The organism is Arthrobacter sp. YAF16, from assembly GCF_052113385.1.
In the GTDB taxonomy this organism is placed as follows: domain Bacteria; phylum Actinomycetota; class Actinomycetes; order Actinomycetales; family Micrococcaceae; genus Arthrobacter.
Window position 1 is genome coordinate 540,208 of sequence record NZ_JBFRDC010000001.1, and the last position, 24,891, is coordinate 565,098.

Below are 24,891 nucleotides of genomic sequence, written 5' to 3' on the forward strand. Positions count from 1 at the left end.
GAGGCCCTAGCGCAGGCTCGCCGAGCGCTGCCGCGAACGCGATGCGAGCAGCCATGACTGGACGTCCTGCAGGGCGGTGCCGTCCTCCGCGAGGTGGTGGCGGACCCATTCGCCGCTGTTGTCCAGATGCCAGCTGGCGGTACCCGGATCCATGTAGCGGCGGAGCATGTCCAGGACATACGAGGTGTCGTCCCCGCTGCTGAGCTGCACCAGGGCCTCCACCCGTCGGTCCAGGTTGCGGTGCATCATGTCCGCCGAGCCGATGTAGACCACCGGGTCTCCGGCGTTGGCGAAGGCGAAGACGCGGGAGTGTTCCAGGAATCGGCCCAGGACGGAGCGCACAGTGATGTTCTCGCTGAGTCCGGGGACGCCGGGACGCAGGGAGCAGATGCCGCGGACAATGACGTCCACCTGCACCCCGGCCTGCGAGGCACGGTAGAGGGAATCGATGATGGCTTCGTCCACCATCGAGTTCACCTTGATCTGGACGCGGGCGGCGATTCCCGCCCGGGCGTTCCGGATTTCCGTTTCAATCCGGTCAATCAGCCCGGAGCGCACCGACCTTGGAGCAACCAGCAGCCGCTTGAAGGTGGACTTGGGTGCATAGCCGGAAAGCTGGTTGAACAGCTTCGACAGATCTTCGCCCACCTGCTCGTTGGCCGTCAGCAGGCCGAGATCCTCGTAATAGCGCGCGGTGCGCGGGTGGTAGTTCCCGGTGCCGATGTGGCAGTAGCGGCGCAGCCCGTCGACTTCCTGGCGGACCACGAGCGAGAGCTTGCAGTGGGTCTTGAGGCCCACGATGCCGTAGACCACGTGCACCCCTGCCTGCTCCAGCTTCCGGGCCCAGGAGATGTTGGCCTGCTCATCGAAGCGGGCCTTGATCTCCACAAGGGCGAGCACCTGCTTGCCGGCCTCCGCGGCATCGATCAGGGCGTCGACGATGGGCGAGTCGCCGGAGGTGCGGTACAGGGTCTGTTTGATGGCCTGCACCTTGGGGTCCGCGGCGGCCTGCTCGAGGAAGGCCTGCACGGAGGTGGAGAAGGAATCGTAGGGGTGGTGCAGGAGGATGTCCCGGCGCCGCATGGCCGCGAAGACGTTCGCTGCCTTGGAGGTCTCCGACTCGTTGAGGTACCGGGACGTGTGCGGCACATGCTTGGGGTAGTGCAGGTCCGCGCGGTCGATCCCCGCGATCACGGAGAGCCCGCGCAGGTCCAGCGGGGCCGGGACGGAGTAGACCTCGGATTCCTCCACGCCGAGCTCGCGGATCAGCAGCGCCCGGATGTTGGGGTTGATGTCGTTGGTGACCTCGAGCCGGACCGGCGGGCCGAAGCGGCGGCGCAGCAGTTCCTTCTCCAGGGCCTGCAGCAGGTTCTCGGCATCGTCCTCTTCGACCTCGACGTCCTCGTTGCGGGTAACGCGGAAGGTGTGGTGTTCCAGCACCTCCATTCCGGCGAAGAGCTGGTCCAGGTGGACGGCAATGACTTCCTCAAGCGCGATGAATCGGGCCACCCGCCCGGGCACGGAGCCGGCGCGCGGGCCGTCAATGGAGATCAGCCGCGGCAGCTGGTCCGGGACCTTGACGCGGGCGAAGAGCTCCTTGTCGCTGACCGGGTTGCGGACCACGACGGCGAGGTTCAGCGAGAGCCCGGAGATGTACGGGAACGGGTGGGCCGGATCCACGGCCAGCGGCGTCAGGATTGGGAAGACCTTTTCCGCGAACATGGCGCTGAGCTGGTCCTTGGCCTGGTCGTCGAGTTCTTCCCAGTGCATCAGGTGGATGTGCTCGTAGGCCAGCGCGGGGCGGATCTGTTCCGCGTAGACCCTGGCGTGGCGCTGCTGGAGCCGGTGGGCGGCGTCGCCGATCTGTTCCAGGACCTGCATGGGGCTCAGTCCGGCGGGGGAGGGCACCGCCAGGCCGGTGGCGATGCGGCGCTTGAGGCCGGCGACGCGGACCATGAAGAACTCGTCCAGGTTGGAGGCAAAGATGGAGAGGAAACTGACGCGTTCCAGCAGGTAAAGGTTGGGGTCTTCGGCGAGTTCCAGGACGCGTGAGTTAAACGCGAGCCAGCTCAGCTCCCGGTCCAGGAAGCGGTCCGGGCTGATGTCGCCTTCCGGTTCCAGGTTGGGGGCGAACTCGGGGATGTCGATCCGGTCCTGGGTGGCGCGGGAGGCGGGCACTTCGGAGGAACCGAACCGCGCCCGCACGGGACGCGCAGCCTTGTCCGGCGTAGCGGCTTCAGACGTGGCTGTCCGGGCAGATTCCCGTTGCATGGTCTCTCCTAATGCTGGCGCGATTTAGCTTCAACCTTACAAGGAATCAGATCCGGATGAGCCCAGGTTTCGACCCCGGCCGGGTGCCCGGCCGCCGGCCCGGCTACTGCCCTTCCAGCGGGGCATACATGACGTCCACATCCCAGCGTGAAAAGCCCAGACGCCGGTACAGTGCGACGGCGGGAATGTTGTCGGCGTCGACGTAGAGCATCACGGCGTGCAGGCCATGCTGCTGCAGGTGCTTGATGCCGGCCACGGTCAGGGCCTTGCCCAGGCCGGTGCCCTGCGCCTCGGGGGCGACGCCGACCACGTAGACCTCGCCGATTGCCGGGTGCTCGCCGTGACGGGGGTGCACCTTGGTCCAGTGGAAGCCGAGGATCCGGCCGTCGGCGTCGACCGCGAGCAGGAAACCGGCCGGGTCGAACCACGGCTCGGCCATACGGGCGTCCAGGTCCGCGCGGCTCATGTTTCCCTGTTCCGGGTGGTGGGCGAAGGCGGCCCGGTTGACCGCCAGCCAGGCCTCCTCATCCCGGCCGGGCACGAAACTGCGCAGCGACACGCCGTCGGGCAGGGCGACGTCGGGCAGTTCCGAGGCCGCGGTGGCGAGCCGCATCTTCCACAGCTCGCGCACCGGGGCGTAGCCGTAGCGGGCGGCCAGGTCAGCGGCGGCCTCATGGTTGCCGTGTGACCACGCCTTCAGGCCCGCGAAGCCGCGCACCTTCCGGAGTTCCCCGACCAGCCGGTCTGCGACGCCCTGGTTGCGGTAGCTCGGATGGACGGCCACCTCCAGCACCCCGGTGCCGTCCGCCTCCTCGACGACGACGGCGAAGCCCGCCAAGTCGTTGCCCCGGCCCGGGTGTGGTGATCCGGCGTGGCCGGGGGCAGCGGCATCCACGCCGGAGTCCTCGCGGGAATAGTCGGGGGAGTAGAGGGCCAAGGCCAGCACGGAATGCGGGCCCGCGCCCGCGGCGCGGAGCGTCACGAGGGTCTGCTCGGACAGCGGCGGGTTGCCGTCGGACTCCTCGGCGGCCGCCACGAGCGTCTTGACGTCCCGCAGCAGCCGTTCGTCCACAGCTCCCTGCAGGGTGAGTACGGGCCAGTTTTCCGGATGCGCAGGACTCATGGTGCAAGGCTATACGTCCGCTGCCCGCCGGCGGGTGGGGGCCGCGTCGATTTGATGCATCCGTTCGGGGCACGTATAGTCGTTATCTCATCCGGCTCAACGGTTCGAAACGTTGAATGGATGCGAGGGGGATCCACCACTGGGGTGGCCTCGATACGTTCGACCCGTATGTCCTCCACTGCAGCGCCAAGCGGCGTAAGGAAGCCCCGGACTGTTGAGTCCGGGGCTTTTCTGTGTTCGAAACGGGCCAGCGCGGTGGGCGGAACCGCTCAGGCCTCGGTGAGTTCCTCATCCGGCTGCCGGACCAGCGTCAGGCGGTATCCGACATTGCGGACGGTGCTGATCAGGTTCTCGTGGTCGGCGCCAAGCTTTGCCCGCAGCCTCCGGACGTGGACGTCCACGGTGCGGGTGCCGCCGTAGTAGTCGTAGCCCCAGACCTCGGTCAGGAGCTGCTGCCGGGTGAAGACGCGGCCGGGGTGCTGGGCGAGGTACTTGAGCAGTTCAAATTCCTTGAACGTCAGGTTGAGCGCCGCCCCGTTGACCCGGGCCGTGTAGCTGGCTTCATCGATGACGACGCCGGCCGCCCGGATCTCCGTGGGGGTGTCGTCCTGGTCCGGCAGGGCACGCGCGACGCCGAGGCGGATGCGGGCTTCGACTTCCGCGGGCCCGGCCGACTCCAGCAGGATGTCGTCCACGGCCCAGGCCGAGGAGACCGCTGCCATGCCGCCTTCGGTCAGGATCAGCATGAGTGGTGCGCTCAGCCCGGTCGCCTTGAGCAACTGGGTGAGGGAGCGGGCGCCGACCAGGTCCTTGCGGGCGTCGAGGAGCACGATGTCGCACGGGTCGGTCTCGAGCAGGGCCGTGGGCTCAGCGGGAAGAATGTGGACGCGGTGATTAAGCAGTTCCAGCGCAGGCAGGACATCCACCGATGACCCGGTGCTGTTCGTCAGTAGCAGGATGTGCGACATGGTTCCTCCAAGGGGTGTCCGCGCATCATTGGGCGTCTGAGCCGGGCTCTCACCGGCCGGTACTGAGCTTCCGGACGGTGACCTGCCTGCGGCTGCCGGAGGAAGCGTAGCTGAGCTTTGAGTATACCCAAACGGCCCCCGACAGGCACTGTTCCGCCGCTCCAGCTTGGCCCTTTTGCGACACAAAACGTTCACATAGGGCAGGATTGATCCGTCAGGGCCTCCAGCCCGGCGAGTCGAGCAGGCCCAACGGGTCCGCAGTGAGCGAAGGTACCGGTTGATCGTGGCTAAGTTGATCGTGGGGGACCGCGTTCCGGGTGCCCTGCTGGGGAGGGCTTTGAGACAGACGTTGGAGGGGGAACTGTGAAGTCCTGGAGTGTCGGCGTCATCGGCCTGGCCGGACTCGCCGCGATCATTGCCGGGGCTTACTCCGCGCCTGAGGTCCTGCTGGCCGTCGCAGTGCTCACCGCGGCCTGCGTCGGCATTGGCTGGCCGCACTTCCTCGGCATCCCGGCCAAGAAGACCCTCGCCGCCCTGATCGGCCTCCCCGGAATCGGCTCCGCTGTGGCCGCCACCTACCTGCCCGCGCCGGGGTTCCTGAACTGGACGCCAGCATTCGTGGCGGCCGGGGTGATGGCCATCTTCGTCATGCAGCTGATCCGCGGCACGGGCCAGGCCCAGCGGCTGGAGTCCACCCTGGGGTCCAGCGCCGGCGTGCTGCTGTCCTGCCTCGGCGCCGGCTGGATCGCCTGCTCGCGTTTCAACGGGGTCAGGGAAATGCTGCTCGTTGCCGCCATCAGCGCGGCGATCGCCCTGATGGCGGGCCTGATCCGCTGGCCGGACCGGATCGTCGCTCCGCTCGGCATCGTCGGGGCAGGGCTTGCCGGCCCGCTGGCCGGCCTCGTGCTCTCCGACATCGCCGTGCTGCCGGCCGCCCTCGTCGGGATCGTGGTCGGGGCCGTCCTGGTCAGCTTCCGCCGGCTGGTGATCATCCGGGGCGCTACATTGAACCTGCCGGCCGTGCTGAGCATGGGCCTGGCGCCCGTCTCCGCGGTCGGTTCGCTGGCTTACTTCATAGACAAACTACTCCTCCACTAACGCGTTAGGATGGCATCATGTCCGTACTTGCATTTGAGATCTTCTTCCTTGTCCTGCTTGCCGTCGCCGGCCTTTCCATGGCCTGGTTTGCCGGCTTCGTGGTGTACCGGCTCTTCAAGGGCCAGAAGTAAAAAGCCGCTAAGCGTCCAGAACCCGTAGTTTCCAGAGGTAGCTGCTGTGCCGATTGAAATTCCTACAGATCTGACCCCCGAACTTGTTCCGCTGTCCTGGCTCATTGGTGAGTGGGAGGGCCGCGGCCGGCTCGGCGCCGGGGAAGAGGACTCGGAGCACTTCCTCCAGCACGTCTCCTTCACCCACAACGGCCTGCCGTACCTGCAGTACCGGGCCGAATCGTGGCTGACGGACGACGAGGGAACCAAACTCCGGCCGCTGACCGTGGAGACCGGTTTCTGGGCCCTTGAGCGCAAGCAGCGCGAGGAGGACGGCGGCCCCGGGCTCATTCCGGCCGACATCGTCCCGGTGCTCAAGAGCGCCGACGAGGTCGAGGAACTGCGCAACAGCGAGGGCGGTTTCGACATTTCCGTTTCCATCTCGCATCCGGGCGGGATCTCCGAGCTCTACTACGGCCAGATCAAGGGACCGCAGATCCAGCTCAGCACCGACATGGTGATGCGCGGCAGCCACTCCAAGGAGTACACCGCGGCAACACGGATTTTCGGCCTGGTCGACGGCAAGCTGCTCTGGCGCTGGGACGTCGCCGCCGGCAAGGGCTCGACGCCGGGCGGCGGCCTGGAAGCGCACGCCTCCGCCATCCTCAGCAAGGTCGGCTGAACCGCACGTCCGGCCGAAGCCGGGGTCTCACTGGATTTCCGTTGTCCGCAGCGAACGCAGGGAGCACCACAGTGAACGACACAGCAAGTGGCACCGCAAATGAAACCGGCACTGACGCGGCGAGACCCGGCACGTACGGCGACCTCAAGGCAGTCTTCTTCAACGGCACCCTGAAGAAATCCCCGGAGACGTCCAACACGCAGGGCCTGATCGAGATCAGCCGCAGGATCATGGAGAAGCAGGGCGTCGCCACCAGCGTCATCCGGACGGTGGACCACGACATTGCCAGCGGCGTCTACCCGGACATGCGCGAGCACGGCTGGGCGAGCGACGAGTGGCCCGCGCTGTACCCGGCGGTGCAGGAATCGGACATTGTGGTGGTGGCGGGCCCGATCTGGCTGGGGGACAACTCGTCCCAGACCAAAAAACTGATCGAGCGTCTCTACGCGCACTCCGGCGAGCTGAATTCCAAGGGCCAGTGGGCGTTCTATCCGAAGGTGGGCGGCTGCCTCATCACCGGCAACGAGGACGGCATCAAGCACTGCGCCATGAACGTGCTCTACAGCCTCCAGCACATCGGCTTCACCATCCCGCCGCAGGCTGATGCGGGCTGGATCGGTGCGGTGGGACCGGGGCCGAGCTACCTTGACGAAGGCTCCGGCGGCCCGGAAAGTGACTTCACCAACCGCAACACCACCTTCATGACGTGGAACCTGTTGCACCTGGCCCGGATGCTCAAGGATGCCGGCGGCATCCCCGCGTACGGCAACCTGCCCGAAGGCTGGAAAGCCGGCACCCGATTCGACTTCGAAAATCCGGAATACCGCTGAGCGCTGAGGACTTCTACTTCATATGACTACCAAGAGCCCCCTGCTGTCGCGCCCGGGCGCCGTCGAAGCGGCCGGTGCCGACGCCGGCGTCGCCGCCCATTACGGCGAACCGCTGCGCGAGCAGCGCGCCCTGGCTGCCGGCACCGCCGTCGTCGATCTGTCCCAGCGCGGCGTGGTCACGGTGAGCGGGCCGGACCGGTTGAGCTGGCTCAACACCCTGTCCTCGCAGCAGCTCACGGCCCTGGCCCCCGGCCAGTCCACCGAACTGCTGCTGCTCAGCGTGCAGGGCCGGATCGAGTTCGACGCGCGGGTGCTGGACGACGGCGAGACCACCTGGCTGATCGTGGAGGCGGCCGAGGCCGCGCCGCTGGCCGAATGGCTGACCAGGATGAAGTTCATGCTCCGGGTCGAGGTCGCCGACGTCTCGGCGGACTGGGCTGTGCTGGGCGCCACCCGGCCGGTTCCGGAGTGGTCCGGTCTCCGTGTTTGGGAAGATCCCTGGCCGCACGTCGGCGCCGGCGGGTACTCCTACGCCGTGGTGGGCGAGGACACCCACCCTGGCCTGGAACGGCCGTGGTTCGAATACCTCGTGCCGGCTGCAGAGCTTGAGGCCACCGTGGCGGAACGCCCGCTGGCCGGTGTCCTGGCGGCCGAGGCGCTGCGCATCGCCGCGTGGCGCCCCCGCTGGGGGTCGGAGACCGACGACAAGACCATCCCGCACGAACTGGACCTGCTGCGCACGGCAGTGCACTTGGCGAAAGGCTGCTACAAGGGACAGGAAACAGTCGCCAGGGTGCACAACCTAGGTCATCCCCCGCGGCGGCTGGTGTTCCTCCAGTTGGACGGGTCCCAGCACACGCTGCCCGCCGTCGGCAGCGAAGTCCGGGCCGGCGAGCGGAAGGTCGGCACGCTGACTTCCGTGGCGCAGCACTACGAAATGGGTCCGGTGGCCCTGGCCGTCATCAAGCGCTCCGTCGCCCCGGACGAGGTGCTCACCGTGATGGACGGCGACGAAGCGTACACCGCCGCCCAGGAACTCATTGTGGCGCCCGACGCCGGTCAGGTCGTGGGACGCCAGACCGGCTTCCTCCGGGGGACCCGGTGAGCGGCGGGCCGGAAGCGGCCGCTTCCGAGCCGGCCGCCCCCGACGAGGAGACCCTCGCCCTCGCCCACGCGCTGTTCGACGCCGCCCGCGACGGCAACTCCGCCCTGCTCGGCAGCTACCTCGCCGCCGGGGCGCCCGCCACGCTGACCACCGCGGCCGGCGATACCCTGCTGATGCTTGCCGCCTACCATGGCCACGCGGACACCGTCCGGCTCATCCTGGCGCACGGCGGCGACGCCAACACAGCCAACGACCGCGGCCAGACACCGCTGGCCGGGGCCGTGTTCAAGGGCTACCCGGACGTGGTCCAGGTCCTCGTGGACGCGGGCGCCGACCCCGACGCCGGAAGTCCCTCCGCCCGGGCAGCCGCCCAAATGTTTGCCCGGAACGATATTCTGGCGCTCCTCGCCTGAACCGGCCACCCACGCACCCTAAGGAACCTAATGGAAAACGTAGCGAGGCCGTGGGCCGCCCTCTGGTCTTTGGTGATCGGATTCTTCATGATCCTGATCGACACCACCATCGTCTCGGTGGCCAACCCCCGGATCATGGAGGGCTTGAACGCTGACATCAACTCGGTGATCTGGGTAACCAGTGCCTACCTGCTGGCCTATGCCGTCCCGCTGCTGATCACGGGCAGGCTGGGCGACCGCTTCGGTCCGAAGAAGCTGTACCTGTCCGGACTGGTGGTCTTCACCCTTGCCTCGCTGTGGTGCGGGCTCTCCGGCGACGTGCACACCCTGATCGAGGCCCGGGTGCTGCAGGGCCTCGGGGCCGCGATGATGACACCGCAGACCATGGCCGTCATCACGCGGATCTTCCCGCCGGACCGCCGCGGCGCCGCCATGGGCATCTGGGGTGCCACGGCCGGGGTTGCCACCCTGGTGGGGCCGATCCTGGGCGGAGTCCTGGTGGACGGCCTGGGCTGGGAGTGGATCTTCTTCATCAACATTCCGGTCGGCATCACCGGCTTTATCCTGGCCCTGCGCTTCGTTCCGGCCCTGAGCACGCACCCGCACAAGTTCGACATCCCCGGCGTGCTGCTCAGCGCCGTCGGACTGTTCCTGCTGGTGTTCGGGATCCAGGAAGGCGAAACCTACAACTGGGGCACCATCACCGGCCCCATCACCGTCTGGGGCCTGATCATAGGCGGCGTCGTTGTCCTCGTCGCCTTCGTGGCCTGGCAGCGGTTCAACAAGGGCGAACCGCTGCTGCCCCTCGGCCTGTTCAAGGACCGCAACTTCTCGCTGGCCAACGTGGGCATCACCACGGTTGGCTTCACCGTGACCGCCTTCAGCCTGCCGCTGATTTTCTACTACCAGGTGGTCCGGGGCCTCACCCCGACGCAGTCCGCGCTCATGATGGTTCCGATGGCCGTGATCTCCGGCGGCCTGGCACCGGTCGTGGGCAAGATCATCGACCGGGTCAACCCGAAGTTCATCACGGCCGGCGGCCTGGTCCTGATGTCAGTGGCGCTGTTTTGGAACGCCTCGCTGATGCACCCGGACACCCCCATCTGGCTCTTCCTGCTGCCCAGCGCCGTGCTGGGATTCGCGAACGCCGGCATCTGGGCGCCGCTGAGCTCCACCGCCACCCGGAACCTGCCGCCGCGCCAGGCCGGGGCCGGCTCCGGCGTCTACAACACCACCCGCCAGATCGGCGCGGTCCTGGGCAGCGCTGCCATCGCCGTGCTGATCCAGGCCCGCCTTGCCGCGGAACTCCCGGCAGCCCCGGGTGCGTCGGGGGAGTCGAACCCGATGGCGTTCGGCGGCAGGCTGCCCGAGGCGCTGCACGAGGGATTCTCGACGGCGATGGGCCAGTCCATCCTGTTGCCCGCGGCGGTGATCCTGCTCGGCGCTGCCGTGGCGCTGTTCTTCGCCAAGCCGCAGCCGCACGAGGGTTGGGGAACCCCCGGCACGGTTCCGGCGGCAGTAACCGGCGGGGCCACCGTCACGGAGGACGCCGACGCCCAGCGGGGCTAGGGCAACGCGGCCGGGCGCAACCGGACCCGGCCCGACTAGCCCAGCAGCACGCTGGTCTGGATGCCGCCGGCGGTGAAGCCCAGGCTCCGGGCCAGGGCCAGCGAGCCCTTGTTGCTGACATCGGAGCGCCACTGCAGCGTCAACCCCGAGGCCAGCGCCTCATGGGCCGCAATCGAGGCGGCCAGGGTGCCGACGCCGCGGCGCCGCCACTCGGGGGCCACCAGCACGCCAAGCTGTGCCAAGATGCCTTCCCATTCGGTGTAGGCGCCGCAGGCCACGGGCGTCCGCCGGCCGTCTTCGACGTGCATGATCGTGAAGCGGTGTTCGAGGTCCGCGAGGCCGACCTCGTTGACGTCGTCCGGCGGGCACAGTGCTTCGAGTTCGATCGCTTCCGGGTTCCCTTGCGAGACGGTCAGCTCCTCGGCCGGCTGCTGCAGCGGCAGGTCGTCGGCGAAGAAGAGTGCGGCGGCGCCCAGGCCGTGGCCGCCGTGCCCGCGCGTGATGGTCAGCAGCGTGACGTGCTGCGCCAGCTCCTCCTCGGAGTACCCGGCCGCGGCGTCGATGGCCCATCCCGGCCCCACCAGGGCGGAGCTGCCGAACAGGCGGACGAACTGCAGGGAACGGGCCGCGTCGTCCACCCGGGTGAGGCGGCGACCCGCGGCGGTGGCAAAAGCGCCGTCGTCGAGCCCCAGCCGGCGGGCCCACGCGAGCTGGATGATTTCAGCGGAACCGGGCGCAAGAGTCATGCCTCAACCCTACCCAGCGGCAACGCCCAGCCGGGAAAGCCCAGCCCGGGGACGCCTCAGCCGAAGAGAACGGCCGCTTCCTCGTAGCGGTGCTGCGGCACGCTCTTGAGGTTGCCCAAGGCGGCGTCGAAGCCGACATGGACGATGTCGGTGCCGTTCAGCGACACCATGGTTCCCCAGCGCTGCTCCACCACCGAATCGATCGCCGCCATGCCGAGGCGGGTCGCCAGCACCCGGTCGAAAGCCGTGGGGACACCGCCGCGCTGGATGTGCCCCAGCACCGTGGCCCGGGTCTCGATGCCGGTGCGGGCCTCCAGTTCGGGGGCCAGCAGTTCGGCGATGCCGCCGAGGCGCGGCCGGCCGAAGGTGTCCAGTCCGCGCTCGGAGTGCGGGGACTCCTGACCCTCGGGGACGAAGCCCTCCGCGACGACGACCAGCGGCGCGCGGCCACGGTCGCGGGCCGAGATGACCCATTCGGTGATCTGTTCCATGGAGGCCTTCTGCTCCGGGATCAGGATGGCGTGGGCGCCGGAGGCCATGCCGGCGTGCAGGGCGATCCAGCCGACGTGGCGGCCCATGACCTCGGCGATCATGGTCCGGTGGTGGGATTCCCCGGTGGTGCGCAGGCGGTCGATGGCCTCGGTGGCGATCTCGACGGCGGTGTCGAATCCGAAGGTGTAGTCGGTGGCGTCGAGGTCGTTGTCGACGGTCTTGGGCACGCCGACAATCTTCAGCCCGGCGTCGGTCAGGCGCTTCGCGGCGGCGAGGGTGCCTTCGCCGCCGATGGCGATGATGGCGTCGATGCCGAGGCGGTCCATGTTCGCCTTGATGACCTCGGGGCCGCCGTTGTTCTCGAACGGGTTGGTCCGGGAGGTGCCGAGGATGGTCCCGCCCTGCTTGGCGATGCCGCGGACCAGCGCGCGCGGGATGTCGATGATGTCGCCTTCGACCACGCCGCGCCAGCCGTCCAGGAACCCCACGAATTCGTGGCCGTGGACGGCGATGCCTTTCAGGACGGCACCGCGGATCACGGCGTTCAGTCCGGGGCAGTCTCCGCCGCTGGTGAGGATTCCAATTTTCATGTCTCGGCTCAAATCCTGGTTCGAAGGGGTACAGGCAGAGCGCCACGCTGAGCTCACCTAGAAGTGTAATCGCGGATGTGGGGCAGCACACAAACGGTGACCCACGCGCAGTGCCCCCGCCGGAGTCGGCGGGGGCACTGCGCGTTCGTGGTGGGGCAGGCGGCTGCCGCCGCGGCTCAGGGCCGGCTCAGGGCCGACCGGCGCGCCTCTCCAGGAAGGACTCGAGGATGATCGCGTTCCGCTGGTCCGGCAGGATCAGCCAGGCTGCCAGGTAGAACACGAAGGCGGGGCCGGGGATGAGGGCGAAAAGCAGGTATCCGATCCGGACGTACGCGACGTCGACGTTCAGCTTGGCGGCGATCCCGCCGCACACGCCGCCCAGCCAGCGCTGCGGGCCGCGTTTCAGGCCTAGGCCCCGGACGATGCTGAAGAACTTATCCATGGTTCAAGACTTCCCTGTCGTAGTGTCTTTGTCACGTCTGCGGGCGGACAGTAATCCGCCGACCACCAGCGCGGCGCCGGCCCCGATCATCAGGCCGATCAGCACATAGGTTCCGTTCAGGGCGACGAGGCCCAGCCGGGAGATGATGATCAGCGCGGCCAGCGCCAGCACGATCAGCCCCCAAACCACGGTTCCCACGCGGGCCCGCGGACCGCCGTCGGTCGAGGGCCCCGCCGGCGTGTCCGCCGGGTCGTAGCTGCTCATGTCAGTTCCCTTCCTTCACGGTGACGTTGCTCAGGGTCCCCGAGATCTTGACGATCAGGCGGCTGCCGGGCTTGTCCGTGTTGTAGTCGTTCTGCTGGGTGGTCATGCCGCCGTGGTTGCCGCGGCTGTCGCTGAGGTTTCCCATCGTCATGTCCGCTTGGACCTGGACCGGGACGCTGGTGGGGATGGCCACCGTGACATTGCTCGCCGTGGCATCCAGCCGGACCACGACGTCGGAACCCAGCGGCGGGTTCAGGTTGAGCTTGGTCAGGTCCACCGTGCCGGTCCCGCCCGTGATGTCGAAGCCGTCCCGGGCCTGCTCGATGCTCGCCGGGGCCCAGTCGATGTTCTGGAAGCGGGCCCGGTCGGCGTTGGGCACCAGGTTGAAGATCCCGCCGATGATCAGTGCCACGACGGCGAAGAACCCCAGGATGCCCGCCGTCCGGCCCCGGAGCCCGGAGACCAGGATCCCCAGACCCAGCACCGCCGCGGCGCTGGCCCATACGACGGCGTTGCCCGCGGTGCCGAGGTTGATCGCGTGGGCGGCGTCGAGGGCCTTGATGCCGCCGCCGACCAGGAGCGCGATGCCGGCGGTTACCGCCACGGCAGAAGCGCCGGGGCCCAGGTTGCGGGGCTTGGGGGCCGGCACCGGCGCGGCCGGCGGCACGGGTCCGTAACCGCCGCCGTAGGGCGGGGTGAGGCCGGCGGCGGGCGGTACCGCCCAGCCGGGGGCAGCTCCGGAATGGTCCTCCCAATTCCGCGCCGGGAGTCCTTCCAGCGGGAGGGTCTGGTTGGTGCCGGTGGGGTTCGGTCCGGTGCCGCCGTAGGTGCTCTCGTAGGTGCTCTCGTAGGTGCCGTCGAGGGCGCTGTCGCCGGGTGTGGCGGGGTTGCCCGGGCCGGTGCCGGTGCCGGTGCCGGACATGGTGCCGTAGGTGCCGGCGCCCGCCGCGCTCCAGCCGGCACCTCCCGTCCCCGGCCTTGGGGACGCGGGGGGTCCGCCGGCCCGGGCCTTGTTGCGCTGCGTCAGGTAGTAGATGACGTAGATGGCGCCGCCCACCCAGAACACGGTCCAGACAAAGGCGCCGAAGCCGTAGCGGTCCCAGCCCCAGACGCCGCTGCCCAGGCTGGGGAACCCGATGATGGTGGTGATCAGGGCGCCGGTCATGCCCGAGCTCCAGCGGCCGGCGGCCGCCTCCTGGACGTGGATCCGGCCGTCCGGCTCCGGCAGCAGCGCCCAGGCCAGGCCGTAGAACAGGACGCCGACGCCGGCGAACACGGTCAGAACGATCAGGATGCCGCGCACGATCAAGGGGTCGACGCCGAGCCGCTGGGCAATGCCGCTGGCGACGCCGCCGACCCAGCGCTGACGGCCGCGGTAGATCCCGTGGCTGCGGATCCAGTCAAAGAAGTTCTGCGGCGGCACGCCCGGGGCCGGCGGGGCGCCGGTGTACGGGGGAGGGGTGGCCCCGGGGCCGGACGGGTACGGGCCGCCCGGCGGGTAAAGCGGCGGAGCCTCCTGCGCTGGTTCGCCGGCCGCCGCAGTGGTGTCGGCGGGGCCGCCGGAAGTGGCGTCCGGAGTGCTATCCGGACGGCCCGAAGCGTTCGGGTCCTCATCTGGGTGCGGAGTGTGCGGGTTCATACCTCGATCCTCCCGCCCAGGGGGCCCGGCGCTCTACTGGGGAAGACCCTGAACGGCCCCTGAGCGGTCCCCGGTTCCGTCCGAAAACGGCTCCGGGAAACCCCGGTCCGTGTTTGGATTGACCCATGACGACAGCCGTTTCCCGCCCGCCGCTGGTCCGCAGCAGCGACCGCGTGATCGCCGGCGTCTGCGCGGGCCTGGCCCATCATCTGGGCTGGCCGGTGCGGATGGTCCGGATCGGCATGGTGGTGGCGGCGCTCGCGGGCGGCGCCGGGGTCGCGTTCTATGCCTGGCTTTGGATCATGGTGCCCACCGCGGACGAGAACTCTAAGCGCAACGCCCGTCAGCCGGCGTCGCCGATCGCTCCCGCGGTGAGCGCGCCCGCGGTAGGCGGTCCCGCGGTAGGCGGGGGGAGCGGCGTCGGCGTGGATGCCGGCGCCGGCGTCCCGGCAGGGGCCTGGCGGACGCGGTTCCCGGGCATGCCGTACGGCAAGGAAATCCTGCTCGGCGCCGGGCTGCTGCTGGCGGCCGGCATCCTGATCGCCCGGCTCTTTGGCCTGGACGTGCCGCTAGGCACACTTATCCCGGTTGCCGCGATCCTGGGCGGCGCGGCCATCGCCTGGATGCAGCTGGATGAAACGCGGCGGGCCGGCCTCGTGGACAAGACCAAGGCCGACCAAGCCGGGGGCTGGGCAAGGCTCGCGGCCGGGCTCGCCCTGGTGGTGGCCGGGGTGCTGCTGATGGTGTCCGGCTCGGGCTCCTGGGAGCAGACCTGGCTCGCGCTGCTGGCCTCCGTGGCCGTCCTGGGCGGCGTGGCGCTGGTGCTGCTGCCCTGGGGCCTGAAGTTCTGGCGTGATCTGGAGGCCGAGCGCGCCGGCCGGGTGCGTGCCACCGAACGGGCCGAGATCGCCGCCCACCTGCACGACTCCGTGCTCCAAACGCTGGCGCTGATCCAGCGTCGCGCCGCCAACGAGCACGACGTCGTCCGCCTCGCCCGCGCCCAGGAACGGGAGCTGCGGGGCTGGCTCTACCGCGACCCCGGGCCGGACTCGGGCCAGCTCTCCGCCGGGCTCAAGGCTGCCGCCGCGGACGTCGAGGACTCCCTGGGGCACGCCGTGGAAGTCGTGACCGTGGGGGACTGCGCCATGACAGAACGCCTCGAGGCCCTCGTCCAGGCAGCCCGCGAGGCCATGCTCAACGCGGCCCGCCACGGCGGCGGCGCCGTCTCGGTGTACCTGGAAGTCACCGATGACGCCGCCGAGGTCTTCGTCAAGGACCGGGGGCCGGGGTTCGATCCGGGCGCGATCCCCGCCGACCGCCTGGGCGTCCGGGAATCCATCATCGGCCGGATGCGGCGCCACGGAGGCACCGCCGCCATCGCCAGCGGCCCCGACGGTACCGAGGTGCGGCTCAGGCTGCCGCTCGCTGCCACCACCAACAACACAGCCGCCGGCAACGGCACCAGAACCAACGGAGAGGACCAACCATGAGCACCCAGCCCTTGGCCAGCAGCGGGGCCGGGACCCCTCCCGTGGCCACGCGCGTGGTGATCGTCGATGACCACGCCATCTTCCGCTCCGGGTTGAAGGCCGACCTGGATCCCGGCATCCTCGTGGTCGGCGAGGCGGGCACCGTAGAAGAAGCCGTCGCCGTCATCGCCGAGGCGCGTCCCGACGTCGTGCTGCTGGACGTCCATCTTCCCGGCGGACTGGGCGGCGGCGGACGCGAGGTCCTGGCCGGCTCCGCGGCGCTGCTGGGCAGCACCAGGTTCCTTGCGCTGAGCGTTTCGGATGCCGCCGAGGACGTCGTCTCCGTAATCCGCGCCGGAGCGCGGGGCTACGTCACCAAGAGCATTTCAGGGGCCGGGATCAGCGACGCGGTGCGCCGCGTGGCGGGCGGCGACGCCGTCTTCTCACCACGGCTGGCGGGCTTTGTCCTCGACGCCTTCGGCACCGCCCCGGCGGACATCGCCGACGACGAACTGGACCGGCTGTCGGCCCGCGAACTTGAGGTGATGCGGCTGATCGCGCGGGGCTACAGCTACAAGGAAGTGGCCAAGGAGCTGTTCATCTCGATCAAGACAGTAGAAACCCACGTCTCGGCGGTACTGCGCAAGCTCCAGCTCTCCAGCCGGCACGAGCTGACCCGCTGGGCCGCGGAGCGCCGCCTCCTCTAACCCCAAGATGCTCCATCACGTAGGGTCCCCAAGCCGGCGGCTTAGGGACCCTATGTGAGGGAGCATCAGAGGTTCGGGCCGCTACTTGGCCTTGCCGAGGAAGTCCTGGAGGCGGCCGACGCCGGTGGCGAGGTCCTCGTCGCCCAGTGCGTAGGACAAGCGCAGGTAACCGGAGGGGCCAAAGGCCTCGCCCGGCACCACAGCGACTTCCACCTCGTCGAGGATCAGCGCGGCGAGTTCGGCCGACGTCGAGGGCCGGACCGGGCCGTTCGCGGTGGGGAACTCCTTGCCCAGCAGCGCCCGGACGTCGGCGTAGACGTAGAAGGCGCCCTTGGGCGTGGGGCAGTCCACGCCCTCGATCGCGTTGAGCCCGGCCACGATGGCCTTCCGGCGGCGGTCAAAGGCCACCTTCATCTCATCGACCGCCGTGAGCGGGCCGGAAACTGCCGCGAGGGCAGCGATCTGCATGATGTTGGAAACGTTGGAGGTGGCATGCGACTGCAGGTTGGTGGCGGCCTTGATGACGTCGGCCGGGCCGATCATCCAGCCCACCCGCCAGCCGGTCATGGCGTAGGTCTTGGCGACGCCGTTGAGGATGACCACCTTGTCGCCGAGCTCGGGGACGGCCGTGGCGATCGAGGTGAAGGGCACGCCGTCGTACGTCAGGTGCTCGTAGATCTCGTCGGTGACCACCCAGAGGCCCTTGGCGGCCGCCCACTGGCCGATCTCGCGGACCTGCTCCGGGGAGTAGACAGCGCCGGTGGGGTTGGACGGGGAGACGAAGAGCAGGATCTTGGTGCGGTCCGTGACGGCCGCTTCCAGCTGCTCCACCGTGACCAGATAGCCCTGTTCCGGGCCGGCGAAGACCTCCACCGGAACGCCGCCGGCCAGCCGGATCGCCTCCGGGTAAGTGGTCCAGAACGGCGCAGGGACGATCACTTCGTCGCCCGGATCCAGCAGCGTGGCGAAGGTGTTGTAGACAGCCTGCTTGCCGCCGTTGGTGACGAGCACCTGGGATGCCTCGGCCTTGTAGCCGGAATCCCGGAAGGTCTTGTCCGCGATGGCCTGCTTCAGCTCGGGCAGCCCGCCGGCGGGGGAGTACCGGTGGTACTTCGGCTGGCCCGCGGCCTCGATGGCTGCCTGGACGATGTAGCCGGGAGTCGGGAAATCGGGTTCGCCGGCGCCGAAGCCGATCACCGGCCGGCCGGCCGCCTTCAACGCCTTCGCCTTGGCATCGACAGCCAGTGTGGCGGATTCGGCTATGGCGGAAATGCGCTGGGAAATGCGGGCGGCAGGCATTGCGGGTCCGTTCTTCGCGTTCAGCTCGTGGCTGGATGAGGGGATTCGACGAAATCTACTCTATGCTGTTCAGCGGATCCTCCGGGGTGCCGGGTATGAATGTGACCCAGAGCGGGAAAGCGGCTTTCGGGTCCGCCGTTTCCGCAGGCAGCCAGGGGTCCGGACGGAGCCGGTTCGACGTGGACGCAGTTGTTGCGTAGACTGGTTCTCCGGTGTTGAAAACACGATGATGGCGTGCGCCTCAGGGAAGCCTGCGGAAATGCGCGGTCTGACCGGTTTTCGATCCATAGGGTAGTGGCGCAATTGGTAGCGCAGCGGTCTCCAAAACCGCAGGTTGCAGGTTCGAGTCCTGTCTGCCCTGCGCAAGCTGTTCCGGGGTTTACCGGAACCAGCGCAGCAACCATGGTTCAGTCCAGAGCCGGGTATCCGACATCGCGAGGATGAGTGAGGATCAGGTGACCGAAACAGCTGCCAGCAGCTCCAAAGGCCGCCCCGCCAAGAATGCCCCTAAGGCAGGATTCTTCGCTCGGATTGCACTCTTCGTCCGCCAGGTCATCGGTGAACTGAAGAAAGTCGTTGCACCCACCCGCAAGGAACTGATCAACTACACGCTCGTGGTGCTGGTGTTCGTGGTCATCATGATGGTGATCGTCACCCTGCTGGACCTGGCCTTCGGGACCGGAGTGAGCTGGGTATTCGGCGGAACAGGCGCCACGGACCGCTAAGGCGACCGGTCCGCAGACTGCGTGGACCTCCGGGAAACCGGAGCTTCCGCGGGGTGTGCGGAATTGAGTCATTTAAATAGGCATGTTAGGCAATGAGGAAGCAGGAGACCAAGTGTCTGAGCAGGAGCTCGAGGTAACTGAGACTGAGCTGGATAAGAGCCAGGACGCCGCGGCGGAAGCCACGGAAGAGTCCGAGGCTGTGTCTGCTGCGCCCGAATCCGACGCCGCCGACGAGACTGCTGACGAGGCCGTAGCTGCCGAGGAAACCGGAACCGGCGAGGAAGGCGACGCCCTCGCGGCCGCCGCCGCCGCGGCCGAGGTCGACCCCGCCGACGAATTCAAGGCCAAGCTGCGCCGCCAGGAGGGTGACTGGTACGTCATCCACTCCTACGCCGGCTACGAAAACCGCGTCAAGGCAAACCTTGAGACCCGCATCCAGACCCTGGACATGGAAGATTACATCTTCGAAATCCAGGTCCCGATGGAGGAAGTCGTTGAGATCAAGAACGCTCAGCGCAAGGTCATCAACCGCGTCCGCATCCCCGGCTACGTACTGGTCCGCATGGACCTGACCGACGCCTCGTGGGGCGCCGTCCGCCACACCCCCGGCGTCACCGGCTTCGTGGGCAACGCCCACAACCCCGTGCCGCTGCGCCTCGACGAGGTCTTCTCCATGCTCGCCCCGGTCTTCGAAGAAGAGCAGGCCGAGAAGGGCAAGCCGGTCAAGCACGCAGCCGCCGCGGTCGACGTCGACTTCGAGGTCGGCGAATCCGTTATCGTCAAGGAAGGTCCCTTCGAGACCCTCCCCGCCACGATCTCCGAGATCAAGGTGGATTCGCAGACCCTCGTGGTGCTGGTCTCCATCTTCGAGCGCGAGACCCCGGTCACGCTGGCGTTCAACCAGGTCAGCAAGATCTAGCAACACCGACAGAATTCGCCCCGGGCTGCCCGCTTAGCAGCCTTGGAGCGGCAGGCCGCCTCGCCATGGCGGCCAACAACCTGAGGCACGCTCCTGTGTCCCAGGACGTAATTGAGAGAAGGACCCTACATTGGCTCCCAAGAAGAAGGTCACCGGCCTCATCAAGCTGCAGATCCAGGCAGGTGCCGCTAACCCGGCCCCGCCGATCGGTCCTGCGCTTGGCCAGCACGGTGTCAACATCATGGAATTCTGCAAGGCGTACAACGCTGCGACGGAAGCCCAGCGCGGCAACGTTATTCCGGTTGAAATCACCGTCTACGAAGACCGTTCATTCACGTTCATCACCAAGACCCCGCCGGCTGCAGAGCTCATCAAGAAGGCTGCAGGCGTCGCCAAGGGTTCGGCTACCCCGCACACCGTCAAGGTTGCGAAGCTGACCCAGGCCCAGGTCAACGAGATCGCCTCCACCAAGATGGAAGACCTCAACGCCACCAGCCTGGAAGGCGCCGCGAAGATCATCGCCGGCACCGCCCGTTCCATGGGTATCACCGTCGAGGGTTAATTCCCCCACCGCTGATGCGGCGCCGGGTCCGGGAAACCGAAACCGACGACGGACAGCACCGCCGGGCGACCGGCACCACCTAAACATTGAAATGTCGGGAACCAGGAACGGATCAACCGTTCGGCATCCGACTGTGGCAGGGCCCAGCGCGGTCCGCAGACCACAACTGCACAAGGAGAATAAGCAGCATGGCAAAGCGCAGCAAAGCATATGAGGCAGCCGCCGCCAAGATCGACGCGGAGAAGTTCTACGCGCCGTTCGAGGCAGTGACCCTCGCCAAGGACACCAACCCGTCCAAGTTCGACGCCACCGTTGAGGTCGCGTTCCGCCTCGGTGTCGACCCCCGTAAGGCCGACCAGATGGTCCGCGGCACCGTCAACCTGCCGCACGGCACCGGCAAGGTCGCCCGCGTCCTCGTCTTCGCCACGGGCGACAAGGCTGAGGCCGCAATCGCTGCCGGCGCCGACTTCGTCGGTTCCGACGACCTGATCGAGAAGATCTCCGGCGGCTGGACGGACTTCGACGCCGCCGTCGCCACCCCTGACCTCATGGGCAAGGTTGGCCGCCTCGGTAAGGTCCTCGGCCCGCGCAACCTGATGCCGAACCCGAAGACCGGCACCGTGACCGCTGACGTCGCCAAGGCTGTCAACGACATCAAGGGCGGCAAGATCGACTTCCGCGTCGACAAGCACTCGAACCTGCACTTCATCATCGGCAAGGTTTCCTTCGACGCCATCAAGCTGGCCGAGAACTACGCAGCCGCTCTGGAAGAGGTCCTTCGCCTCAAGCCGTCCGCTTCCAAGGGCCGCTACATCCAGAAGGCCACCGTCGCCACCACGTTCGGCCCGGGCATCTCGGTTGACCCCAACGTCACCAAGGTCCTGACCGAGGTCTAATCCCCTCCCGGATTGCCGTAGTAAGCAGCGAAAAGACCGTCCCGCGTCCGCGGGGCGGTCTTTTCTGCATTCCGGACCCCGGTTAGGCTGCCCCGGTGACTCCAGCGACGTACCTCATCGAACCCCTGACCCTCCCGGAAACCATCGACGCCCCGGACGCCGCGGACTTCCACGAATTCGGTCGCCTCTGTGACGCGCTGACCCTCGAAACCTGGGGAAGCCTGGACCGGGCGACGGCGCCCCCGGCGCGGCTGCGCTTTTGGCGCGACAACGCCTACACCCGGATGCGGATCTTCTTTGTCCGCGTTGACGGCCGGATGGCGGCGAAGTCCTGGATCCGCTTCGAGCAGCAGGAGAACCTTGGCCGGGCACTCCTGCACGTCGCCGTGCTCAGGGCGTATGCCGGCCGCGGGATCGGCCGGGCGCTGCTGCAGCGCGCTGAGGAGCTGGCCGCCGCTGACGGCCGCAGCGTCCTGATGAGTTTCACGGAACACCCGGCGGACTTCGACGCCGACGGCCCGGACGTGATCGCCCCGCTGACCGGGACCGGCGCCCTGCCGGCGGCGGCCCGCGGCGTTCGTTTCGCCGCGGCGGCAGGCTACCAGCTCGAGCAGGTGGAGCGGTTCAGCAGCCTGGATCTCGCTGCCGCGGCGCCGGCGCTGGACGGCCTGGAGCGGGACGCGCGGACCAGGGCCGCCGGGTACGAGCTGCTGACCTGGACGGACCGCTGCCCGGACGAACACGTGGAGCAGCTTGCCGTGCTGATGTCACGGATGAGCACGGACGCGCCCACGGGAGGCCTCAGCTTTGACGAGGAAACCTGGGACGCCGCACGCGTCCGGCATGTGGAGGACACTTGGAAACAGGCCGGCAACGTCTCGCTCGTGGCTGCGGCCCGGCACCGGGAGAGCGGCGCACTGGCCGCCTACTCCGTCCTCGAGCTGGCGCCCAGCAAGCCGTGGCTTGCCGAGCAGGATGACACCTTGGTGGCCGCCAACCACCGCGGCCACCGCCTGGGCATGCTGGTCAAGATCGCCAACCTCCGCCGTCTGGCGGACTACCCCCGCGTCGAACGCGTCACCACCTTCAACGCCGCCGAAAACGACCACATGTTGGCCATTAACGTGGCCCTCGGCTTCCGTCCGGCCGGCTGGGATGGGGAATGGCAACGCTCCGTCACGTCCGGGACAGCAGCGTCGTCCCAGTGACCCCGCCTGCATCGAGGCTGCCCGCAAACATCCCGGTGCCGGCCATGGAATGCGGACCCAAACGGGCATATGCTGACGCTTGAAAGCCCGGCGCGGGCCGGGCAACGCATGGGGCGGTAGAGCATTGGGCGGCAGGATGGCTGGGAACATGCCCGCTAAGGCATACGAGGTACGGGTCGAGCAGCTCTGGATCCCGGATTCGCTGGACGGACCGGATGCAGCAGATTTCCTTGCCGCCGTCGAAGTAGGGCGGAAGGTCCGGATGCAGACGTGGGGGAGCGATGACCTGGCCTACGCGCCGCTGGAGAAGCTGCTGGAATTGGCGGACCCCTATGAACGCCAGGTGATCCTGGTGGCCAAGGTCGACAACCAGATCGTCGGAACCGTGGATATTGCCCTGCCGCTCGCGGACAACCTGGACCTGGCCGAATTCACCCTCGACATCCTGCCGGAGTTCCAGGGCCGCGGCGTGGGGCGGCAGTTGCTGGAAGCCGCGGAGCACCTGGCCCGGGAGGAGGGCAGGCGCATCATCCTGATCGACACGAACCACCCCGGCGCGACGCTCGCCGACAGCAAGGCAGGGCAGCTGATTCCCGGTACCGGGATGGGGTTCGTGCCATTGAACAGCCGGGAGGTGGAATTCGCGCAGCACACCGGCTACACCCTGCAGCACATCGAACAGTTCAGCTCCTGCACCCTTCCGCTGGACAGCAAGCTGGTCGCCGAGCTGCAGGCCGAGGCGGAAGAAGCCAACGCCGGACGTTACCGGCTGCACCACTGGACGGACCGCTGCCCGGAGCAGTGGCTCGAGGCTGTCGCCGCGCTGGAGAACCAGGCCGGAGAGGATGGTATCCCCGGCGCCGACGACGGGGCTCTGGTGTTCGACGGCGGCATCCTCCGTGAGGCGGAGGACGTCGCCATCGCGCAGGGACGCCGGACGGTGGTCACCGCCGTCGAGCACATCGCCAGCGGAACGCTCGTGGGGTTGACCACCATCAGCGTCCTGGCCCTGCGCCCCGACGTCGTCTTCCAGGACGACACCGTTGTGCTGCGCGAGCACCGCGGCAACAAGCTTGGCCTGCTGATCAAGGTGGCGAACATGGAAAGGCTGACCGAACAGTTCCCGGACGCGCGTGTGCTCTATACCTGGAACGCTCCGGAAAACCGCTACCTCCTCACCGTCAACCAGCAGCTCGGGTTCACCACCGCGGGCGTGACGGGCATCTGGCAAAAGGAGCTGCCGGACTTCCGGCCCAGTGTCAGCTGAGCCGATTTGGAGCACACGGTGCCCTTCCCGTAAGCTGATGGGACCAAAGACCGTCGGTTGTTGGAAATCCACTCTCCCAAGCAAGGCTCAATTCTGCAGCTGCGCCGGGAGGGCCAGTGGATCTCCAGACGAAGGACCCTGACATAGGGCGGCCGGCGCAGGTGAACGAAGCAAAGCTCCGCGGCATGATCGCGTTGAGCCAAGCCCCGTGCATCTGCGCGGGGCGTTTTTAGTTTTAGCTCATCCGAGCGGGGACCCGGACAAACCGGCACTATCCCCGGAAGGAGGGTTATGGCAACGCCTAGCAAGGTTTCAGCAGTAGCTGAGATCACTAACGATTTCAAGGAATCGAACGCCGCTGTCCTGACCGAATACCGTGGGCTCACCGTTGCACAGCTCAAGCAGCTGCGTGTTTCTCTCGGCCAGGAAACCAAGTTCTCGGTCGTCAAGAACACCCTGACCGCAATTGCAGCCAAGGAAGCTGGTGTCGAAGCATTCGACGGTCAGCTCGCCGGCCCCACTGCAATCGCGTTCATCAAGGGTGACGCAGTTGCCGCTGCCAAGAGCCTGACGGATTTTGCCAAGGCCAACAAGCAGCTGGTTATCAAGACCGGTTACTTCGAAGGCAAGGCACTGAACGCCAGCGAAGTTGCTGCCCTGGCAGCACTCGAGTCCCGTGAGCTGCAGCTCGCCAAGGTTGCAGGCGTCCTCAAGGCTCCTGCTGCCGCTGCTGTACGCATCATCGACGCACTGCGCCTCAAGCTTGAAGAAGAGAACGGTGCACCGGCAGCTGCCGAAGCGCCCGCCGCTGAAGAAGCAGAAGCCCCCGCAGCCGAGGCTAACGCCGAAGCCGCAGCTCCGGCCGAAGCCGCAGCTGCCGAAGAGAACTAACTCTCTTTCAAACCAGACTCCGGTGCGAAGGCACGGCCCCGGCCGCCAAGCACCACTATAGGAAGGACGCCAACCATGGCGAAGCTCACCAACGAAGAGCTCATTGAAGCTTTCAAGGAACTGACCATCATCGAGCTCTCCGAGTTCGTCAAGCTCTTCGAAGAGACCTTCGAAGTTACCGCTGCTGCGGTTGCTGTTGCTGGCCCCGCCGGCGGCGCCGCTGAAGAGGTTGAAGAGAAGACCGACTTCGACGTCATCCTCGAAGCTGCTGGCGACAAGAAGATCGCAGTGATCAAGGAAGTTCGCGCCATCACCTCCCTCGGCCTCAAGGAAGCCAAGGACCTGGTCGACGGTGCACCGAAGGCTGTCCTCGAAGGCGCCACCAAGGAAGCTGCAGAGAAGGCCAAGGAGCAGCTCGAGGCTGCCGGCGCCACCGTTACCCTCAAGTAACACTCTCAGCTCCGGAAGGCATTCAGCTTTCCAGCTTCGGGAAACCCCGTCCACTCCGGTGGGCGGGGTTTCCTGCGTTCCGGGTCGGATACGGCCCAGGTGAACCTTTTGTAAATGATTGGGGGCTCTCCTTTTCAGGAGCGTGCGCGGCCCCTA

Annotated in this window: 25 protein-coding genes and 1 tRNA gene; 17 read left to right on the forward strand and 9 right to left on the reverse strand. The window is 67.7% G+C overall.

Translation table 11 applies throughout. From position 1 onward, the window contains the following. Positions 1 to 6: 6 nt before the first annotated feature. The 3 genes from AB4Y91_RS02590 to AB4Y91_RS02600 all read right to left on the reverse strand — a co-directional run bounded on the left by AB4Y91_RS02590 (position 7) and on the right by AB4Y91_RS02600 (position 4,362). Positions 7 to 2,271 (reverse strand): RNA degradosome polyphosphate kinase, encoded by a 2,265-nt coding sequence (locus AB4Y91_RS02590; RefSeq protein WP_441417008.1) that lies wholly within the window; start codon positions 2,269 to 2,271, stop codon positions 7 to 9. Positions 2,272 to 2,374: 103 nt separating this feature from the next. After that, positions 2,375 to 3,394: a mycothiol synthase gene (mshD, locus tag AB4Y91_RS02595; protein ID WP_441417009.1), complete on the reverse strand. Its 1,020-nt coding sequence runs from the start codon at positions 3,392 to 3,394 to the stop codon at positions 2,375 to 2,377. Positions 3,395 to 3,663: 269 nt separating this feature from the next. Continuing rightward, entirely contained in the window at positions 3,664 to 4,362 is a 699-nt protein-coding gene (locus AB4Y91_RS02600) for a winged helix-turn-helix transcriptional regulator (RefSeq protein WP_175321149.1), read from the reverse strand. A gap of 363 nt (positions 4,363 to 4,725) precedes the next feature. Between AB4Y91_RS02600 and AB4Y91_RS02605 the strand changes: the two genes are divergently transcribed. The 6 genes from AB4Y91_RS02605 to AB4Y91_RS02630 all read left to right on the forward strand — a co-directional run bounded on the left by AB4Y91_RS02605 (position 4,726) and on the right by AB4Y91_RS02630 (position 10,169). Next, positions 4,726 to 5,460 carry a permease gene (locus AB4Y91_RS02605; RefSeq protein ID WP_441417010.1) on the forward strand — a complete coding sequence of 245 codons (735 nt, stop codon included), beginning with the start codon at positions 4,726 to 4,728 and terminating at the stop codon, positions 5,458 to 5,460. A gap of 177 nt (positions 5,461 to 5,637) precedes the next feature. Beyond that, positions 5,638 to 6,252: an FABP family protein gene (locus AB4Y91_RS02610; protein WP_441417011.1), complete on the forward strand. Its 615-nt coding sequence runs from the start codon at positions 5,638 to 5,640 to the stop codon at positions 6,250 to 6,252. Positions 6,253 to 6,323: 71 nt separating this feature from the next. Beyond that, positions 6,324 to 7,082: a flavodoxin family protein gene (locus AB4Y91_RS02615; protein WP_441417012.1), complete on the forward strand. Its 759-nt coding sequence runs from the start codon at positions 6,324 to 6,326 to the stop codon at positions 7,080 to 7,082. 22 nt (positions 7,083 to 7,104) lie between these two features. After that, complete coding sequence (ygfZ, locus tag AB4Y91_RS02620; RefSeq protein WP_441417013.1) at positions 7,105 to 8,187, forward strand: CAF17-like 4Fe-4S cluster assembly/insertion protein YgfZ; 1,083 nt, start codon at positions 7,105 to 7,107, stop codon at positions 8,185 to 8,187. Next, positions 8,184 to 8,600 carry an ankyrin repeat domain-containing protein gene (locus AB4Y91_RS02625; RefSeq protein WP_441417014.1) on the forward strand — a complete coding sequence of 139 codons (417 nt, stop codon included), beginning with the start codon at positions 8,184 to 8,186 and terminating at the stop codon, positions 8,598 to 8,600. The genes ygfZ and AB4Y91_RS02625 overlap by 4 nt, the downstream gene beginning before the upstream one ends. A 30-nt stretch (positions 8,601 to 8,630) precedes the next feature. Continuing rightward, on the forward strand, positions 8,631 to 10,169 hold the full coding sequence (locus tag AB4Y91_RS02630) for a DHA2 family efflux MFS transporter permease subunit (RefSeq protein WP_441417015.1): 1,539 nt from the start codon (positions 8,631 to 8,633) through the stop codon (positions 10,167 to 10,169). A gap of 35 nt (positions 10,170 to 10,204) precedes the next feature. Here the strand turns inward: AB4Y91_RS02630 and AB4Y91_RS02635 are convergent, their stop codons facing one another. The 5 genes from AB4Y91_RS02635 to AB4Y91_RS02655 form a co-directional block, all read right to left on the reverse strand. Further along, positions 10,205 to 10,915 (reverse strand): GNAT family N-acetyltransferase, encoded by a 711-nt coding sequence (locus AB4Y91_RS02635; protein ID WP_441417016.1) that lies wholly within the window; start codon positions 10,913 to 10,915, stop codon positions 10,205 to 10,207. A gap of 56 nt (positions 10,916 to 10,971) precedes the next feature. Then, positions 10,972 to 11,997 carry a 6-phosphofructokinase gene (locus AB4Y91_RS02640; RefSeq protein ID WP_175321157.1) on the reverse strand — a complete coding sequence of 342 codons (1,026 nt, stop codon included), beginning with the start codon at positions 11,995 to 11,997 and terminating at the stop codon, positions 10,972 to 10,974. A 187-nt stretch (positions 11,998 to 12,184) separates the two neighbouring features. Beyond that, entirely contained in the window at positions 12,185 to 12,439 is a 255-nt protein-coding gene (locus AB4Y91_RS02645; RefSeq protein ID WP_441417017.1) for a PspC domain-containing protein, read from the reverse strand. A gap of 3 nt (positions 12,440 to 12,442) precedes the next feature. Beyond that, entirely contained in the window at positions 12,443 to 12,703 is a 261-nt protein-coding gene (locus AB4Y91_RS02650) for a hypothetical protein (protein ID WP_441417018.1), read from the reverse strand. Between the two features lies 1 nt (position 12,704). Further along, on the reverse strand, positions 12,705 to 14,342 hold the full coding sequence (locus AB4Y91_RS02655; RefSeq protein ID WP_441417019.1) for a PspC domain-containing protein: 1,638 nt from the start codon (positions 14,340 to 14,342) through the stop codon (positions 12,705 to 12,707). A 125-nt stretch (positions 14,343 to 14,467) separates the two neighbouring features. Here AB4Y91_RS02655 and AB4Y91_RS02660 point away from each other — a divergent pair, with 125 nt between their 5' ends. Beyond that, positions 14,468 to 15,832: an ATP-binding protein gene (locus AB4Y91_RS02660; protein WP_441417020.1), complete on the forward strand. Its 1,365-nt coding sequence runs from the start codon at positions 14,468 to 14,470 to the stop codon at positions 15,830 to 15,832. After that, a complete protein-coding gene (locus AB4Y91_RS02665; protein ID WP_441417021.1) occupies positions 15,829 to 16,518 on the forward strand; it encodes a LuxR C-terminal-related transcriptional regulator in 690 nt (229 codons plus the stop codon). Before AB4Y91_RS02660 ends, AB4Y91_RS02665 begins: the two co-directional genes overlap by 4 nt. An 81-nt stretch (positions 16,519 to 16,599) precedes the next feature. Here AB4Y91_RS02665 and AB4Y91_RS02670 read toward each other — a convergent pair whose 3' ends face one another. Then, positions 16,600 to 17,817, reverse strand: coding sequence for a pyridoxal phosphate-dependent aminotransferase (locus tag AB4Y91_RS02670; protein WP_441417022.1), 1,218 nt, complete (start codon positions 17,815 to 17,817; stop codon positions 16,600 to 16,602). A 288-nt stretch (positions 17,818 to 18,105) separates the two neighbouring features. On the opposite strand from AB4Y91_RS02670, the gene AB4Y91_RS02675 reads away from it, so the two are divergent. The 9 genes from AB4Y91_RS02675 (at position 18,106) to rplL (ending at position 24,735) form a co-directional block, all read left to right on the forward strand. Then, a tRNA-Trp gene (locus AB4Y91_RS02675) sits at positions 18,106 to 18,178 on the forward strand. A 79-nt stretch (positions 18,179 to 18,257) separates the two neighbouring features. Next, positions 18,258 to 18,542, forward strand: a complete 285-nt coding sequence (gene secE / locus AB4Y91_RS02680) for a preprotein translocase subunit SecE (RefSeq protein WP_056738571.1) — start codon at positions 18,258 to 18,260, stop codon at positions 18,540 to 18,542. Between the two features lie 112 nt (positions 18,543 to 18,654). Further along, positions 18,655 to 19,461 (forward strand): transcription termination/antitermination protein NusG, encoded by an 807-nt coding sequence (nusG, locus tag AB4Y91_RS02685; RefSeq protein WP_441417023.1) that lies wholly within the window; start codon positions 18,655 to 18,657, stop codon positions 19,459 to 19,461. A gap of 130 nt (positions 19,462 to 19,591) precedes the next feature. Beyond that, positions 19,592 to 20,023: a 50S ribosomal protein L11 gene (rplK, locus tag AB4Y91_RS02690; protein ID WP_003803853.1), complete on the forward strand. Its 432-nt coding sequence runs from the start codon at positions 19,592 to 19,594 to the stop codon at positions 20,021 to 20,023. 188 nt (positions 20,024 to 20,211) lie between these two features. Continuing rightward, positions 20,212 to 20,919: a 50S ribosomal protein L1 gene (gene rplA / locus AB4Y91_RS02695; protein ID WP_441417024.1), complete on the forward strand. Its 708-nt coding sequence runs from the start codon at positions 20,212 to 20,214 to the stop codon at positions 20,917 to 20,919. A gap of 95 nt (positions 20,920 to 21,014) precedes the next feature. Continuing rightward, a complete protein-coding gene (locus AB4Y91_RS02700) occupies positions 21,015 to 22,127 on the forward strand; it encodes a GNAT family N-acetyltransferase (protein WP_441417025.1) in 1,113 nt (370 codons plus the stop codon). Positions 22,128 to 22,275: 148 nt separating this feature from the next. Continuing rightward, a complete protein-coding gene (locus tag AB4Y91_RS02705) occupies positions 22,276 to 23,394 on the forward strand; it encodes a GNAT family N-acetyltransferase (RefSeq protein ID WP_441417026.1) in 1,119 nt (372 codons plus the stop codon). A 291-nt stretch (positions 23,395 to 23,685) separates the two neighbouring features. Continuing rightward, the gene (gene rplJ / locus AB4Y91_RS02710; protein ID WP_441417027.1) at positions 23,686 to 24,285 is read left to right on the forward strand and encodes a 50S ribosomal protein L10; all 600 of its coding nucleotides are present in this window, start codon (positions 23,686 to 23,688) and stop codon (positions 24,283 to 24,285) included. A 75-nt stretch (positions 24,286 to 24,360) separates the two neighbouring features. Continuing rightward, positions 24,361 to 24,735, forward strand: a complete 375-nt coding sequence (gene rplL / locus AB4Y91_RS02715) for a 50S ribosomal protein L7/L12 (RefSeq protein WP_441417028.1) — start codon at positions 24,361 to 24,363, stop codon at positions 24,733 to 24,735. Positions 24,736 to 24,891: the final 156 nt, after the last annotated feature.